The 15,311-nt window shown below is 72.3% G+C and carries 12 protein-coding genes; 9 read left to right on the forward strand and 3 right to left on the reverse strand.

The features are described from left to right. The first annotated feature begins 37 nt into the window (after positions 1-37). The 3 genes from tpiA to AB0F88_RS19975 all read left to right on the forward strand — a co-directional run bounded on the left by tpiA (position 38) and on the right by AB0F88_RS19975 (position 1,612). The gene (gene tpiA / locus AB0F88_RS19965; RefSeq protein ID WP_362685679.1) at positions 38-823 is read left to right on the forward strand and encodes a triose-phosphate isomerase; all 786 of its coding nucleotides are present in this window, start codon (positions 38-40) and stop codon (positions 821-823) included. Positions 824-956: 133 nt separating this feature from the next. Further along, positions 957-1,187, forward strand: coding sequence for a preprotein translocase subunit SecG (gene secG / locus AB0F88_RS19970; protein WP_030905020.1), 231 nt, complete (start codon positions 957-959; stop codon positions 1,185-1,187). Between the two features lie 77 nt (positions 1,188-1,264). Continuing rightward, positions 1,265-1,612, forward strand: coding sequence for an RNA polymerase-binding protein RbpA (locus AB0F88_RS19975; protein WP_012892502.1), 348 nt, complete (start codon positions 1,265-1,267; stop codon positions 1,610-1,612). Between the two features lie 167 nt (positions 1,613-1,779). Here the strand turns inward: AB0F88_RS19975 and AB0F88_RS19980 are convergent, their stop codons facing one another. Further along, positions 1,780-2,286: an SPW repeat protein gene (locus AB0F88_RS19980; protein WP_362685682.1), complete on the reverse strand. Its 507-nt coding sequence runs from the start codon at positions 2,284-2,286 to the stop codon at positions 1,780-1,782. Between the two features lie 332 nt (positions 2,287-2,618). On the opposite strand from AB0F88_RS19980, the gene AB0F88_RS19985 reads away from it, so the two are divergent. Together AB0F88_RS19985 and AB0F88_RS19990 are read left to right on the forward strand one after the other, a co-directional pair. Continuing rightward, a complete protein-coding gene (locus AB0F88_RS19985; RefSeq protein ID WP_362685685.1) occupies positions 2,619-2,861 on the forward strand; it encodes a DUF6343 family protein in 243 nt (80 codons plus the stop codon). A 279-nt stretch (positions 2,862-3,140) separates the two neighbouring features. Next, complete coding sequence (locus tag AB0F88_RS19990; RefSeq protein WP_362685688.1) at positions 3,141-4,406, forward strand: serine hydrolase domain-containing protein; 1,266 nt, start codon at positions 3,141-3,143, stop codon at positions 4,404-4,406. Between the two features lie 127 nt (positions 4,407-4,533). On the opposite strand, the gene AB0F88_RS19995 is transcribed toward AB0F88_RS19990, so the two are convergent. After that, the gene (locus AB0F88_RS19995) at positions 4,534-5,349 is read right to left on the reverse strand and encodes an MBL fold metallo-hydrolase (protein ID WP_362685691.1); all 816 of its coding nucleotides are present in this window, start codon (positions 5,347-5,349) and stop codon (positions 4,534-4,536) included. A gap of 252 nt (positions 5,350-5,601) precedes the next feature. Then, a complete protein-coding gene (locus AB0F88_RS20000) occupies positions 5,602-5,793 on the reverse strand; it encodes a hypothetical protein (RefSeq protein ID WP_362685694.1) in 192 nt (63 codons plus the stop codon). Here AB0F88_RS20000 and AB0F88_RS20005 point away from each other — a divergent pair. From AB0F88_RS20005 to AB0F88_RS20020, 4 genes are all read left to right on the forward strand, one after another. Then, on the forward strand, positions 5,779-6,375 hold the full coding sequence (locus AB0F88_RS20005) for a hypothetical protein (RefSeq protein ID WP_362685697.1): 597 nt from the start codon (positions 5,779-5,781) through the stop codon (positions 6,373-6,375). The two genes, AB0F88_RS20000 and AB0F88_RS20005, sit on opposite strands and share 15 nt — an antisense overlap. A 130-nt stretch (positions 6,376-6,505) precedes the next feature. Next, positions 6,506-12,283: a type I polyketide synthase gene (locus AB0F88_RS20010; protein ID WP_362685700.1), complete on the forward strand. Its 5,778-nt coding sequence runs from the start codon at positions 6,506-6,508 to the stop codon at positions 12,281-12,283. Then, the gene (locus AB0F88_RS20015) at positions 12,280-13,674 is read left to right on the forward strand and encodes a hypothetical protein (RefSeq protein ID WP_362685703.1); all 1,395 of its coding nucleotides are present in this window, start codon (positions 12,280-12,282) and stop codon (positions 13,672-13,674) included. Before AB0F88_RS20010 ends, AB0F88_RS20015 begins: the two co-directional genes overlap by 4 nt. 28 nt (positions 13,675-13,702) lie before the next feature. Next, a complete protein-coding gene (locus AB0F88_RS20020) occupies positions 13,703-15,259 on the forward strand; it encodes an acyl-CoA reductase (RefSeq protein WP_362685706.1) in 1,557 nt (518 codons plus the stop codon). Positions 15,260-15,311: the final 52 nt, after the last annotated feature.

Genomic DNA, 15,311 nt, shown 5'->3' on the forward strand with positions numbered 1-15,311 from the left:
GCCGTCCGCGTAGTCAACAGGGAGTGGTGAGCGAACGATGAGCACACCTCGCAAGCCGCTCATGGCAGGCAACTGGAAGATGAACCTCAACCACCTCGAGGCCATCGCGCACACCCAGAAGCTCGCCTTCGGGCTGAACGACAAGGACTTCGACCGGGTCGAGGTGGCCGTGCTGCCGCCGTTCACCGACCTGCGCAGCGTGCAGACCCTGGTGGACGGCGACAAGCTGCGGATCGTCTACGGCGCGCAGGACCTGTCGCAGCACGACGGAGGCGCCTACACCGGCGAGATCTCCGGGGCCATGCTCGCCAAGATCGGCTGCACCTTCGTGCTCGCCGGGCACTCCGAGCGCCGCCAGTACCACCGCGAGGACGACGACGTCGTCAACGCCAAGGTGCAGGCGGCCTACCGGCACTCGCTCACCCCCATCCTGTGCGTGGGGGAGGGCCTGGAGGTCCGCAGGGCCGGTGGCCAGGTGGCCCACAGCGTCGCCCAGCTCGACGGCGGGCTCCGCAAGGTCAGCGCCGAGCAGGCCGCCTCCGTCGTGCTCGCCTACGAGCCGGTGTGGGCGATCGGCACCGGCGAGGTGGCCACCCCGGACGACGCGCAGGAGGTCTGCGGGGCACTCCGGGCGCGACTCGCCGAGCTGTACGACGCCGAAGTGGCCGCCGGTGTCCGTATCCTTTACGGTGGGTCGGTCAAGTCTGACAACATCGCCGGCATCATGGCCCAGCCTGACGTCGACGGTGCCCTGATCGGTGGCGCGAGCCTCGACCCCGGGGAGTTCGTCAAGATTTGCCGTTTTGGCGAATTGTCGAGCTGACTGAGCCATTCGGTGGGTACGACTTGACAGCACGTCATACCCTCTTAGAGCAAGTTTGAATCGTCGCGCCTTCGGCGTACATCACGGGTCGTGCCCGGACGCGGGTCACGCGCACATAGGGAACAGGTCAACGGTGACAATCGGAATCTCCATCGCCCTCATCCTGTCGAGCTTGCTGATGATGCTGCTCGTCCTGCTCCACAAGGGCAAGGGCGGTGGTCTCTCGGATCTGTTCGGTGGCGGTTTCTCGTCGTCGTTCGGAGGCTCCTCCGTGGTGGAGCGCAACCTTGACAGGCTCACCGTCATCACCGGTGTCGTCTGGTTCGTCTGCATCATCGCGCTGGGCCTGCTTCTTCGGCCCTGACCCGGTTTCAACAGGCGTGACAGTGGTTCAGTCCCCGCATCCCCAAGCGTCGGGGCCATCGAGCAAGGAGTTCATCCGTGGGTAGTGGCAACGCGATCCGTGGCAGCCGTGTCGGTGCCGGCCCGATGGGGGAGGCGGAGCGCGGCGAGGCGGCCCCCCGTGTTCGGGTGCCTTTCTGGTGCGCGAACATGCATGAGACGCGCCCCAGTTTCGCCAGCGACGCGGCCGTTCCCGAGTTCTGGGACTGCCCCCGGTGCGGCCTCCCCGCCGGTCAGGACGAGGCCAACCCGCCCGCGCCGCCGCGCAACGAGCCTTACAAGACGCACCTCGCGTACGTGAAGGAACGCCGCAGCGACAAGGACGGCGCGCAGATCCTGGCCGAGGCCCTGGAGCGGCTGCGCTCCTCCTCGCGCCCGATCTACTAGCCGGGTCCTCGCCCGTACGGTCCGGCGGCACCGATACGCACGCCTGAAAGGCCCCCGTGGGAGATCCTCACGGGGGTCTTTCGCGTGCCGTGGCCGCGATTCGCCGGGAGCCCGAGGGGCGGGGCCGGGCGCTCCCGGGGCGGCCTACGCCGCGCGCCGCGCCTTGACTAGGGCCTGTTGGGCATGTCGGGCCTGTGCGGCATGTCCGATCTATTGGACGTGTCGCCCATGTGAGACATGCCTCTTCTTTGCGACATGTTGGTCATTTTCTTGGAGGCCATCGCCGCGGCCCCCAGGCCGAGCAGCAGGATGACGATGCCGGTGATGACGTTGTTCCAGATGCTCCCCCTCGTCGCCGAGCCGGTGATCCAGGGAGCCATGATGGTCCAGATCCCGATGACCGGCGCGACCCAGCTGATCCCGTACGTCCGGCCGTAGGCGGACGCGAAGGCGAGGGCCAGGGCGGCGACCGCGATACCGGTGACGAGGTTGCTCACGGTGAGCCTGGACAGGCCGTTGAAGCCGACCACCCAGGGTGAGATCGCCAGATACAGGCCCGCCAGGAGGCTCAGGCCCTCGATGACCTGGGCTATCGAACTGGAGCCCGCTCGTTCGTACCTTTCCCGCATCTCGATGAGATCGGGGTGGTGTTCCAGACTTGTGGGTCTCGTCATGCCCCATTCCCCCTTGCCGGTCTCCCGTAGTTTTCGATGTCCCGCCAAAACGAATTTATGCTGATATACCCGACATAAGCTCCAAACAGCCCAAAATGGGACAAGATTGTCTAATGACATCGTCGGGACATGGAATCCGGCGGTCGGCTCCGGCGACCCGCCACGCTGTGACTCTTCGTGACTCTTCGTGATGGAAGAGGGTCCGCTGTGAACCGGCGCGGTCGCCACGACGGCGCCGCGGGTGGCGCGGGACGTCCTGGGTACGAGACGGGTCACACCCCCTCGAACGAACATGGGAGCCGAGGGGGGCGAGGTTGCCCGGAGGTGACCTTATGGACGAGAAGACGGGAACGCACGACCACCCGAAGAGCGCGCTGAATCTACGGCTCTTCCTGGCGGGCTTCGGCCTGGTGGTGTGCACGGCTCTGGCCCTGCTGTCGGCGTGGGCCGGGATCACCGCGCTCGCCGTGGCCCTGGCCGTGCTGGCGGTCGTCGCCGTGGTGGACATCGTGGTGGTCGGGATCCGGATCGCCCGCAGACGCCGGCGCGGTGAACGGCACACCCTTTTCGAGTAGGAGACCGCTTTCGAGCAGGAGGTCGCGCTGGCAGGCGTGTGTTCGTGGCCGGCGGCCCGTCTCGCCGGTCCGCGCGGCGGAACCGGCCCCGGTCGCCGGCCGCGGCCGGGTACGGACGCCTGAAGGGTCTGCGCGGCTGATCACGCCTTCCCCGGGGCGGACGCGGTGGTCACGGTCCGGAGAATCGTCCTGATCACCCGCACGAAGTGTCAGGAAGATCCGTAATATATGGGCCTTCATGACACTTATGTGACGTGGGGGTCACCAGTGACGGCAAGTATGAACGGGGTCACGCGACGGCGGCTTCTCCAGGCGGGCGTCGGAGCCGTGCCCGCGCTCGCCCTGGGCGCGGGGCCCGCGCGGGCGGCGGCGAGGGGGCCGCTCGTCAGCGGGGTCGTCCCCGCGGCGCTGAAGAGCTTCGACGACGTGATGAAGAAGTACATCACGGAGCGCGAGATCGGCTGCGCGCAGCTCGCGGTCGCGCGGAAGGGCAAGATCCTGCTGGCGCGCGGGTACGGGGTGTACTCGGTGCGCAACGCCCAGAACATAACGAGCCTCGTGCGCGTGCAGCCGACCTCGCTGTTCCGCGTCGCCAGCCTGAGCAAGCACATCACCTGCGCCGCGATCATGCGGCTGGTCCAGGACGGCAGGCTCAGCCTCTCGGCCCCGGTCACCACGCTGCTCGGGCTCTCGGCGGCGGCCGACCCCAGGCTGGCCGAGGTGACCGTGCTGAGGCTCATGCAGCACCTGGGCGGCTGGGACACCGCGGTCTCCAAGGACCGGCTCTGGCTGGACCACACGATCTCCGCCGCGCTCGACGTGCCGCTGCCGATCGGCCACGACGACATCATCCGCTACTCCACGGCCCGCCCCCTCGACTTCGACCCCGGTTCCAAGATGGTCTACTGCAACTACGGCTACGCGCTGCTCGGGCGGATCATCGAGAAGATCTCCGGCACGAGGTACGAGTCGTACGTCAAGCAGAAACTCCTCGCGCCCGCCGGGGTCACCAGGATGCGGCTCGGCAGCAGCCTGCGGGCGGAGTCGCCCGCGGGCGAGGTGAACTACGTCTCGAAGTACACCAACAAGTCCGTCGTGGACGACTCCGGCACCGTCGTGCCGTACCCCTACGGCGGTTTCAACATGCCCAACCAGGACGCCAACGGCGGCTGGACCGCCTCGGCGGTCGACATGGTGAAGTTCGCGATGATCTTCGACGCCGCCGGTCCGGTCCTGAACGCCACCTCGATCGCGAAGCTGTTCGCCAAGCCGGAGACCGGCGTCAACTCCGGCGGGGCCTGGTACGGCGGCGGCTGGTGGGTCCGGACCTCGGGCAGCGGCATCAACACCTGGCACTCGGGCTCGATGCCCGGCACGTTCACCTACCTGGCCCGGCTGAGCGGCGGGATCTCCTACTGCGCCACGTTCAACCGCCGCGAGGAGGAGGGAACGCCCGACTTCGACGTGCTCGACCCGCTCCTCAGCCAGACGGCGCGCGCGGTGACCTCCTGGCCGACGGCCGACCTCACCTCGAAGTACTTCTGAGCCCGGGCTCCGGGGTTCTCCCGGAGCTCCAGTGGTGAGGGAGCGGAATGCCTTTTCCGGTCCCTCACCACGCAGGCTCTGCTCCGGCGCCTCGCCCGGGGTCTGTCTCGTCGGTGAGAAGCCCGTCTCACCCCGATCGGCCGTCCAGGACATGGGAGAGGTAGCGGTCGGCGGAGCGGCGGACGGCCTCGGCGCCGTCGGTGCGCACGATCCGCTTCCACCAGCCGCCGTAGACGCGTTCGAAGGAGTACGGCTCCAGCAGCGACAGGGCGCGGCGGATCGTACCGGGACGCTCGGGGATGAGGTTGGGGTAGCTGTACATGAAGCTCACCCAGCGGCGGTCCTGGACCACCTGGAGGATGTCGCCGGAGAACAGGGCTCCCCGGCCCTCCTCGCCGTCGCGCCAGTGCATGACCTGGCCGCCGTCGAAGTGGACGCCCGCGTTGATCAGTGTCAGCCCCTCGCCGATCTCGTGGGTGTCGCCCTCCCAGAACACGACGGAGTCGTCGGGGCGGCCCACCCAGTCGCGGTCGGCCGCGTGGATGTGGATCGGCGCGTCGAAGGCGTGCGCCCACTCCACCATCGAGCCGTAGAAGTGCGGGTGGCTGATCGCGATGGCGTCGATCCCGCCGAGCTCGGTGACCTGCCCGACCAGCTCGTCGTCGAGGTGGGTGACCATGTCCCACAGCACGTTGCCGCCGGGCGTGCGGACCAGCAGCGCCCGCTGCCCGATGGCCGTGGCGGGGTCGGTGCCGACCCCGACCACCCCGGCGCCCTCCTCGGCGACCAGTGAGCGGTGCCCGGTCGCGCGCAGCTCGTTCAGGGAGGTCCAGCGCTGCCCCTCCCAGCCGACGTACTGCCGCTCGTCCTCGCAGATCGGGCAGTTCTCCCGGGGGGCGGCGTACTGGACCCCGCAGGTGGCGCAGATGGGCAGGTCGTTCACGAGGGCTCCTCGGATCGCGGTTCGCTCCCACCCTAAGATCGCCGCGCCTGTCGCGCCCGCCGGGGGCGGTGAGGGCCGTGCGGACGGCGGGACCGGTCGCGGACGTGGCCGGTAGGCGCGCCCGCGGGTTGCGATGAACGTCCATTTAATTTCCTATTCTTTGTAGTGATATATCGGACGATACGCGGCCTTTACGGCTCGCAAAAGAAATGTATCGGCCGTCTTGACGAAGCCCGTTTGACGCAATAATAATCAACCGTAGGTGCCGCTGATCAGGGGAAACTTGATGCTCACGGAAATGGCATGAACCGTGGGCGGCCCCCTGCGCTCATTATTCATCGCTGGCAATACCGGCGGCGACAAGCCGTCGTCGAATTCAAATCGGCCGTCATTCTTCACGGCCATCGGCGAGAAAGTGGTGTCACGGTGGTGGAACTCCTGCAACGCGACCTCATCGAGCGCAAGTACGACGTGTGCTTCGGACACGGCGACCAGAACGACGACGGCATCCTGGAGATGGCCGACTGCATCGCGCTCGGCGCGCGCGTCATCGCCTACCTCGAGGAGCCCTTCGACTCGCCCAAGGCCCTTGAGCTGCTCCGCAGCTTCGGCCAGTTCTGGCAGCATCTCACCGGCAAGCTCGACGCCGACCACGACGGCAAGATCACCCCGGAGGAGTTCAGGGAGGGCATGCGGCAGGCCTGGATCGACGATCCCAACGGCTTCGAGACGGCGTTCCGGCCGGCCGCGCAGGCCCTGTGGAACCTCTGCGACAAGAACGACAACGGCACGGTCGGAGCGGAGGAGTTCGCCAGGTTCCACAAGGCGTTCGGCACGTCCGAGGAGAACAGCCGCATCTCCTTCGCGAGGCTCGACGTGAACGGAAACGGAAATCTCTCGGTCGACGAACTCGTCATCGCGTGGAAGGAGTTCTATACGAGCCTCGACCCCGACGCCCCGGGAAACTGGCTTTTCGGCGATATCTGGGAGAAGGACATCTGGGACGGCAACCGGGTGAAGCTCTGACCTGTTGACGGCCCTTCGACGGTCCGTCCGGTTTTGACGAACCGTTGACGTCGAAAAGGCTCCTGGCGTGATTCTCCGGCCGCGCCAGGAGCCTTTTGTCTCCGTCGGAACCTCCGGAAGGGAGGCTCGTGTGCCCACCGCCCGCGAACCGATAGCGGTGATCGGCCTCGGATGCCGGTTCGCCGCGGGGATCGACTCCCCGGCGGCTTTCTGGAGATTCCTGCTCGACGGGGGAGACGCGGTCGGCGAGGTTCCCGCCGGCCGGTGGGCACGCTACGCGGACCGCGGCCCCGAGGACGCGGCGGTCCTCCGCCGGACCACGGCTCGCGGATGCTTCCTGACCGACATATCGGGATTCGACAGTGAATTCTTCGGCATCTCGCCGCGTGAGGCGCGGTTGATGGACCCCCAGCAGCGCATCCTTCTCGAAGTCGCCTGGGAGGCGCTGGAGCACGCCGGCATCCCGCCCGCGGACCTCGCCGGATCCGACACGGGCGTCTTCGCCGGCGTCTCCGCCGACGACTACGGGCGCCGGTTGCTGGAGGACCTGCCGCGGATCGAGGCGTGGACGGGGGTCGGCGCCTCGCACTGCGGCGTCGCGAACCGCGTGTCCCACGCGCTCGATCTCCGCGGCCCGAGCGTGGCGCTGGACACGGCCTGCTCGTCATCCCTGGTGGCGATCCACCAGGCGTGCCAGAGCCTCCGGCTCGGCGAGATCCCGCTCGCGCTCGCCGGCGGGGTCGTGGTGCTGGCCGGCCCCGGATACAGCGTGGTCCTGGACGCCGCGGGAGCGATCTCCCCCGACGGGCGCTCGAAGGCGTTCGACGCGCGGGCCGACGGATACGGGCGGGGCGAGGGAGCCGGGGTCGTCGTCCTCAAGCGGCTCGGCGACGCCCGGCGCGACGGGGACCGGGTCCTCGCCGTGATCATCGGTGGCGCCGTGCACCAGGACGGCCGGACCGAGGGCATCATGGCTCCCAGCCGCGAGGCCCAGGAGCATCTCCTGCGCCGCGCCTACCGGAGCGCGGGCGCCGGCCCGGACACGGTCGACTACGTCGAGGCCCACGGAACGGGCACGCCGGTCGGCGATCCCGTCGAGGCGGGCGCGCTGGCCTCGGTGCTCGGCGCCGGCCGCGCGACCGCGGGCCCCTGCCTGGTCGGCTCGGTGAAGTCCAACATCGGGCATCTCGAGGCCGCCGCCGGGGTCGCGGGGTTCATCAAGGCGGTGCTCGCGATCGGGCACGGTGTCATCCCGGCCACCCCGATGCTGTCCGGGCCGAACCCGGCCGTTCCATGGGGTGACAACGGCCTTCGGCTGGTCACCACGACGACTCCGTGGCCCTCCACCGGCCGCCCCCGGCGCGCGGGAGTCGCCGGATACGGGTACGGCGGCACGATCGCGCACATCGTTCTCCAACAGGACGTCCAAGGCGCCGCCCAGGACGCCGTCCCCGCGGACCTCGCCGCGCTCCCGGAGACCCGCGACCCGGCCCCTGAGCCGGTCCCCGACCCGGCCCCCGACCCGGCTCCCGACCCGGCTCCCGACCCGGCCCGCGAGCCGGTCCCGCGACGCGGGCCGGTGCGGGTGTACCCGCTGTCGAGCGCGAACCCGGCCGCCGTGCGCCTGGCCGCCGGACGGCTCGCCGACTGGCTCGACGCCCACGAGCGGGCCGACCTGGCGTCCGTGGGCGGGACGCTGGCCCGCCACCGGTCCCACCTGGCGGCCCGCTCGGCCGTGGTGGCCGCGGACCGGACGGAGCTCGTCGACCGGTTGCGCTCCCTGGCCCGCGACACCCCCGGCGCGCCCCGGGGCGTCGTCTCCGCCCGGGTGCCGCCGCGGGGGAGACGCGACCCGGTGTGGGTGTTCTCCGGCCACGGTGCCCAGTGGGCGGGCATGGGCCGGGACCTGCTGGCCGCGGAGCCCGCCTTCGCGGAGGTGATCGAACGGCTGGACCCGATCTACCGGGTGGAGATGGGCTTCTCCCCGGTGTCGGCGCTCCGGGCGGGCGAGCTGGGCGGCACCGGACGCGTCCAGTCGCTGCTGTACGCCGTCCAGGTGGGGCTCGCCGCGCTCTGGCGTTCCGCCGGTGTCCGGCCCTCGGCCGTGGTCGGCCATTCGGTGGGGGAGATCGCCGCCGCCGTGGCCGCCGGAGCGCTCGACGTGGCGGACGGGGCCCGGCTGGTCTGCCGCCGTTCGCGGCTGCTGTCCCGGGTCACCGGACGCGGGGCGATGGCCATGGTCTCGCTGCCGTACGAGGAGGTGGCCCGCCAGGTGGCGGGCGTCGGCACGGTGTCGGCGGCCGTCGCCGCCTCGCCGTACTCCACGGTGGTGGCCGGTACGCCGCAGGCGCTGGAACGGCTGGCCGCGTGCTGGGCGCGCGACGGCGTCGAGGTCCGGCGGGTCGATTCCGACGTCGCCTTCCACAGCCCGCAGATGGACCCGCTCCGCGCCGGCCTGCGCGCGGCGATCGCCGGCCTCCGCCCGGCCGGGCCCGCCGTCCCGCTCTACACGACCGCGCTGCCCGACCCCCGCGACCCGGCCGCGCGGGACGCCTCCTACTGGGAGGCCAACCTGCGCGACCCGGTGCTCTTCGCGAACGCCGTCCTCGCCGCGGCCGAGGACGGCCACCGGACGTTCCTGGAGGTCTCCGCGCACCCGGTGGTGTGCCACTCGATCGTGGAGACGCTCGGGTCGGCGGGGATCCAGGACGCCGTCGTGGCGCACAGCCTCCGTCGTGGCGAGGACGGGCTCCGCGCCATGGCGGGCAACGTCGCCCTGCTGCACTGCCACGGCGTACCGGTGGACTGGAGCGCGCTCCAGGGGGCGGGCGAGCTCGTCGACCTGCCGGCGAACGCCTGGCTGCACGTGCGCCACTGGGCCGGGCACGAGCTTCCCGAGACGGCCGGGAGGCCTCACGTCCCGGAGAGTCACACCCTGCTGGGGGCGCGGACGGCGGTGTTCGCCATCTCCCGGGCCGATGTGTGGCGGACGGTTCTGGATCGTTCCACCCGGCCGTTCCCCGGCGCCCATCCCGTGCGCGGTACGGAGATCGTGCCCGCCGCCGTGCTGCTGAACACCTTCCTCGAGGCGGCCACGGCGATCCGCGAGGCCGAGGGGGCCGAGGGGGCCGGGCGGGCCGGGCGGGGCGGGGCGGGCACCCTGCGCGAGGTGGAGATGCGGGTTCCCGTCACCACGGCCGTGTCGCGCGAGCTCCAGGTGGTTCACCAGGACGGGACGCTCAGGCTCTCCTCCCGCCTCACCGCCGGCCGCCGGGAACACCCTCCGGAACCCGGCGCGGACCACGGCCACCGGGATCCCGGCGAGGGGTGGCTCACCCACTGCGCCGCCCTGCTCGGCGACGGGATCGAGGCGTCCGGCGACGTGGAGGCGGCCCGGCGGGGCGGCGGGCCGTTCTCCGGACCGGGTGGCGGGCCGGAGAACGGACCGGACGGCGAACCGGCGGGCGCGCCGGGTGGCGAGCCGGACGAGGGGCTGGACGCAGGGTCGGCCGGCGAACCGGCGGGCACGCCGGGCGGTGAGCCGGACAACGGGCCGGGAGGGGGGCCGGACGACGAGGTCGTCGATGCCGGCTGGGTGGTGGACACGCTCGCCGGGGTCGGTGTGGCGGCGATGGGCTTCCCCTGGCGGATCGAGGAACTGCGCCGCGGCCCGCGCACGCTGACGGCACTGGTGGCGGCGGACCCGGAGGGCACCCTGCCCCGGCCGACCTGGGCGTCGATCCTGGACGCCGCGTTCTCGGCCGGAGGCGTCGCGGCCGTCGCCGCGGCGGGCCGCGCCGAGCTGCGCATGCCGGTGCGGATCGCCGAGGCGACCCTGGTCACGGACCCGCCCGCGGAGGAGAGGGTCCTGGTCGGCGTGACCACCACCGGGCCGGACACGGTCGACATCCGCGTCGCCACCCTCGGCGGACGGACGGTGGCCGTCCTGCGCGGGGTGCGCTACACCACCCCCGAGCCCGAGCCGGACCCGGCGGTCGGGACGGGGACGGGCGACCTCCTGCACGAGGTGGTCTGGAAACCGCTGGCCCTGTCACCGGACGGCGCGTCCGGCGTGGCGCCGCACCGGGTGGTACTGGTCGGAACAGGCACGAGCACGGCGCCGGGCGACGGGGACGGCCTCGCGCACGCTCTCGGCGGGCTTCTCACGCGGCGGGGCATCCGGTTCGACACGGTCCCCGGGCATAACGGGCATGACGGGAGTGGCGGGCACGACGGGAGTGACGGCTCCGATGGGCCTGCCGGGCGCGACGGGTTCGACGGACGCGCCGGATCCCACGGGCTCGACGGGCTCCGCGCGCTGCTCCCCTGCCTGACGCAGGACGACGCGGTCGTCCTGCTGCCGCCCGCGCCGTCCGTGACGGACTCGATGGAGACCGGTCAGGACATCGCGGCGACCGCGACCCGGCTGGCAGCGCGCCTGGCGGAGACCGCGCGGCTGCTGGGCGAGGCCGGCCGGGCCCGGCTGTGGTGCGTCACCTCCTCGGCCAGGGAGCCGCAGAGCGCGGCGGGGCTGGCGCAGACGGCGCTGTGGGGACTGGCGCGGGTGGCCGCCACGGAGTACTCCGAGGTGTGGGGCGGTCTCGTCGACCTGCCGGGGAAACCGGGCGACGACGACCTCTCGGCCCTGGTCCGGCTGCTGGGGAGCCGGTGCCGGGAGGACGTCGTCGCCGTCGAGGACGGTGCCGCGAGCGGTGCCCGCCTGGTGCCCTACCGCCCCGAGGCGCGAGAGCGTGTCACGGGGCGGCGGCCCGCGCGGCCGGGTCCGCTGTGCCGGGCCGGGGCCACCTACCTGGTCACCGGAGGTCTGGGCGCCCTTGGCCTGCACGTCGCGGGATGGCTGGCCGGCCGGGGGGCCCGCAGGCTGCTCCTGCTGGGCCGTACCGCCCTGCCTCCCCGGGACCGGTGGGACGCCGTCCGCGAGCCGGTGACGCGGAACGCGATCGACGCGGTCAGCTCCCTGGAGGCGAGGGGCGTCACCGTGCGGACGGTCGCCGCGGACATAGCCGACACCGCGGACACCGCCGCCCTCGCCCGGCTGGCCGACCCCGGCGCGCTCGGCCTGCCGCCGGTCCGCGGGGTGGTGCACGCGGCGGGCGTGGTCGACAACCGGCTGCTGCGCGCGTACGACGAGGAGGCGCTGCGGGCGGTGATGCGGCCCAAGGTGGCCGGGGCGCTCGCGCTCCACGAGGCGTTCCCGCCGGGGACGCTGGACTTCCTGGTGCTCTTCTCCTCCGCCGGGCAGCTTCTGGGCCTCCCGGGGCAGGCCTCGTACGCGGCGGCGAACGCCTTCCTGTCCGGCCTGGCCAGGCACCGGCGGGCCAGGGGAGACGAGACGGTCCTCTCCCTCGCCTGGACGAGCTGGCGCGGCCTGGGCATGTCGGCCTCCTCGGCGGTCGTCGACGCGGAGCTGCGCGCCCGGGGCACGGCGGACATCACCCCGGCGGAGGCGCTCCTGGCGTGGGAGTCGCTGGTCGCGGGCGGGCCGGCCGGCAACGCCGACCTGGCGGTGCTGCGGGTCCTGCCCGTCACCCCCGGCATCCTCCGGCCGCCGCTGCTGCGCGACCTGGCCGGCGACCCCGGCCCGCCCCCGGCCCCCGGCGCGGACGAGGGCCCCGGCTGGCGGGACCTGTCCGGCGCCCCCCTCACCGACCTGCTGCGGGGCGAGGTGCGGCGGGCGGTCGCGGCCGCCCTGCGTACCGACCCCGAGGCGGTGGACGCGGCGCGCCCGCTCGCGGAGATCGGCGTCGACTCGCTGCTGGCGGTCATGCTGCGCCGGACGCTCTCCGAGCGGCTGCGGATCAGCCTGCCGATGAGCCTGCTGTGGAACCGTCCCACGGTCTCCGACATCACCGACTATCTGGCCGAGCAGCGAAGGAGCGACCCATGACGGCGGACACCGAGGTACGCCTGTTCGCGGAGGATCCCGTCGGTTTCTTCGGGCCCTCGCGATGGCGGATGCACACGCTCGCCCCCGACCGGCTGGCCGCTCTGCAGCTCGCCGCGCTGCGGATGCGCTACGCCGAGCTCCGCGACCGGATCCCGGTGCTGCGCACCATCGCCGACGAGCAGCGCATCGGGGAGATCGGGACGCTGGACGACGCGGCGCCCCTGCTCTTCCCGCACACGGTCTACAAGTCGTATCCCGTCTCCCTGCTCCTGGACAACCGGTTCGACCAGCTGGCGACCTGGCTCGGCAGGCTCACCACCGTCGACCTCGGCGGCGTCGACTTCTCCGGCTGCGACTCGATCGACGCGTGGCTGGACCTCCTCGACGCCCGGACCGACCTGCGGCCGGCCCACTCCTCAGGCACGTCCGGCACGATGTCGTTCGTCCCGCACACCCGCCAGGAGTACGCGGCCCTGTACCGCACGGTGCGCCTGGACGCGCTCCCCGACGGCGTGCCGTGGCGGGAACCCATGGACGTGGTCTGGCCGGGATTCCGTACCGGGCGCGGCGGGATCGACCGGCACGCGGGCGCGATGGCGGAGCAGATGGCGGGCACCCCCGACCGGTTCCACGCCCTGCACCCCGGCTCGCTCAGCGCCGACGTCATGTTCCTCGCCGGCCGGTTGCGCGCCGCGGCGGCCAGGGGCGAGGTCGACCGGCTGGAGATCCCGCCGGCGCTGAAGGCGCGCCGCGCGGAGTTCGAGGAGGCGCAGCGGGCCACCGGCGCGGGGATGGCGCGGTTCGTCGAGGAACTGGCCGACACGCTCGGCGGGCGCCGCGTGGCCTCGCTAGGCCTGTGGAGCGTCCACCACGCCATGGCGACCGCCGGGCTGGTCCGGGGCATCGAGGCCGTCTTCGCGCCGGACTCGTTCGTCTTCTCCGGCGGGGGAGCGAAGGGCACGGCGCTGCCCGCCGACTGGGCGGAGCCGGTCGGTCGCCTCTTCGGGGTGCCCCGGGTGCGACTCTGCTACGCGATGACCGAGGTGATGGCGGTCAACCTGCTCTGTGACGCGGAGCGCTACCACATCGAGCCCTGGGTGATCCTCTACGTCCTCGACCCGGAGACCGGGGATCCGCTGCCGCGCAGCGGGGTGCGGACGGGCCGGGCGGCCTTCCTCGACCTCATGGCCGACGTGCACTGGGGCGGGTTCGTCTCCGGCGACGAGGTCACGGTCGACTGGTCGGCGTGCCGGTGCGGGCGCACCACGCCGAGCCTGTCGACCGCCATCGGCAGGTTCGGCGGCAACGGCGGCGACGACAAGATCACATGTGCCGCGACCCCGGAGGCGCTCACCGAGGCCCTCGAGTTCCTCAACGGGGCGCTGGCATGAGCGCGAGATTTCCTCAAGGGGCGCCGGCATGAACTCGAGATGGGACAAGACCCTCGCCGGGAACGACCCGGTGCGGCGGGACGCGCGGGCCGGGGACGACCGGGGACGGCAGGAGGCCGCGGGAGCCGAGCTGACGATCCCGGCCTTCATCAGGGGCGAGACGGTCGACACCGGCCTGGTCCCCTTCACCGGCCGGGGACCGGAGGCGTCCTTCCTCGCCCCCGACCCGATGGGCCTGCTCGACCGGCTGCCGCTGGGCGACCCGGCGCGCATGCGGGACCTGAACGCGCTGCGCGTCGACGACATCGTCGGCTTCCTCGCCGAGCTCGGGCCGCGTCTCGCGCTGTCGCGCAACGCGTTGCTGAGGGAGGCCCTCGAACGGTCGGCCACGTGGTCGGACATGACCCCGCCGCTGCTCGCCGCGTCGTACGAGCAGCTTCCCGGCCTGTTCCGCCCGGACGCGGTGCGGGCGGTGGTGGAGCGGACCGTCGGGGCCGGGCACCTGGACGGGTGGCACGAGGTGGCCACCGCGGACGGGGGCCGCGCGGCGGTCCGCGCCCTCGGCGCGCGGACCGTGCACGTCATCGCCGGAAACAGCCCGATCATCGCCGCGCTCACCGTGATCCGCAACGCCGTCACCCGTGGCGACGCCATCGTCAAGACGCCGTCGAACGATCCGCTGACCGCGCTCGCGATCGCGCGGACCATGGCCGAGATGGCCCCCGGCCACCCGCTCACCCGCCATCTCGCGGTCGTCTACTGGAAGGGCGGCTCCGAGGCGTTCGAGCGGCGGCTCTACCAGCCGGCCCACGTCGAGAAGATCGTGGCCTGGGGCGGGCTGGCCTCCATCCGGCACGTCACCGGCTACGTCAGGCCGGGCCTGGAGCTGATCTCCCTCGACCCGAAGCTGAGCGCCACCGTCATCGGCCCCGAGGCGTTCGCCGACGACGGGCGGATGGCCGAGACCGCCCGGCTGGCGGCGGTGGACGTCGGCGCGCTCAACCAGCTCGGCTGCTTCAACGCCCGCGTCGTCTACGCGGTCACCGACGTCGACCGGGCCGCCCGCTGGGGCAGGTTGCTGTACGAGGAGATCCTCCGGCTCCCCGAGCAGGTCAGCACGGCGGCCAGGCGGTTCGACCCGGGGCTGCGCGCCGACCTGCTCGCGATCCGGGCGAGCGCCGACTGGTACGACGTGATCGGCGGGCGCCGCGACGAGGGCGCGGTCATCGTCTCGCGGCTGCCCGAGCCGGTGGAGTTCCATCCCTCGCTGTCGGGCCGGGTGGTCAACGTGGTGCCCGTCGACTCGGCCTGGGACGCGGTGCGCGGCATGAACGCCTACACGCAGACCGTGGGCGTCTATCCCGAGGCGCTCAAGCGGGAGCTGCGCGACGTCGTGCCGCTCTACGGCGCCCAGCGGCTGGTGTCCCTCGGCTACGCCACCCGCGTGCGGCCCGAGCTGCCGCAGGACGCCATCGAGCCGCTGCGCAGGATGGTCAAGTGGATCGTGGACGAGACCTACGACCCCGCCGACGTCCACCCCTTCGGCCACCTGCACCCCGGGGCTCCCCCGTGGGACGCGCGATGAGCCGTCCCCGCGTCGCCGCCGGCGTCCGGGGGCACCCGCGCGGGACTCGTGG

The sequence above is a fragment of the Streptosporangium sp. NPDC023963 genome, from assembly GCF_040639135.1.
GTDB lineage: Bacteria > Actinomycetota > Actinomycetes > Streptosporangiales > Streptosporangiaceae > Streptosporangium.

Excerpts from the sequence above, each read along its gene's own strand:
- tpiA (WP_362685679.1), top strand. The coding sequence starts at position 38 with ATGAGCACACCTCGCAAGCCGCTCATGGCAGGCAACTGGAAGATGAAC.
- AB0F88_RS19980 (WP_362685682.1), bottom strand. The coding sequence starts at position 2,286 with ATGACGAGACCCACAAGTCTGGAACACCACCCCGATCTCATCGAGATG.
- AB0F88_RS19985 (WP_362685685.1), top strand. The coding sequence starts at position 2,619 with ATGGACGAGAAGACGGGAACGCACGACCACCCGAAGAGCGCGCTGAAT.
- AB0F88_RS19990 (WP_362685688.1), top strand. The coding sequence starts at position 3,141 with ATGAACGGGGTCACGCGACGGCGGCTTCTCCAGGCGGGCGTCGGAGCC.
- AB0F88_RS20015 (WP_362685703.1), top strand. The coding sequence starts at position 12,280 with ATGACGGCGGACACCGAGGTACGCCTGTTCGCGGAGGATCCCGTCGGT.
- AB0F88_RS20020 (WP_362685706.1), top strand. The coding sequence starts at position 13,703 with ATGAACTCGAGATGGGACAAGACCCTCGCCGGGAACGACCCGGTGCGG.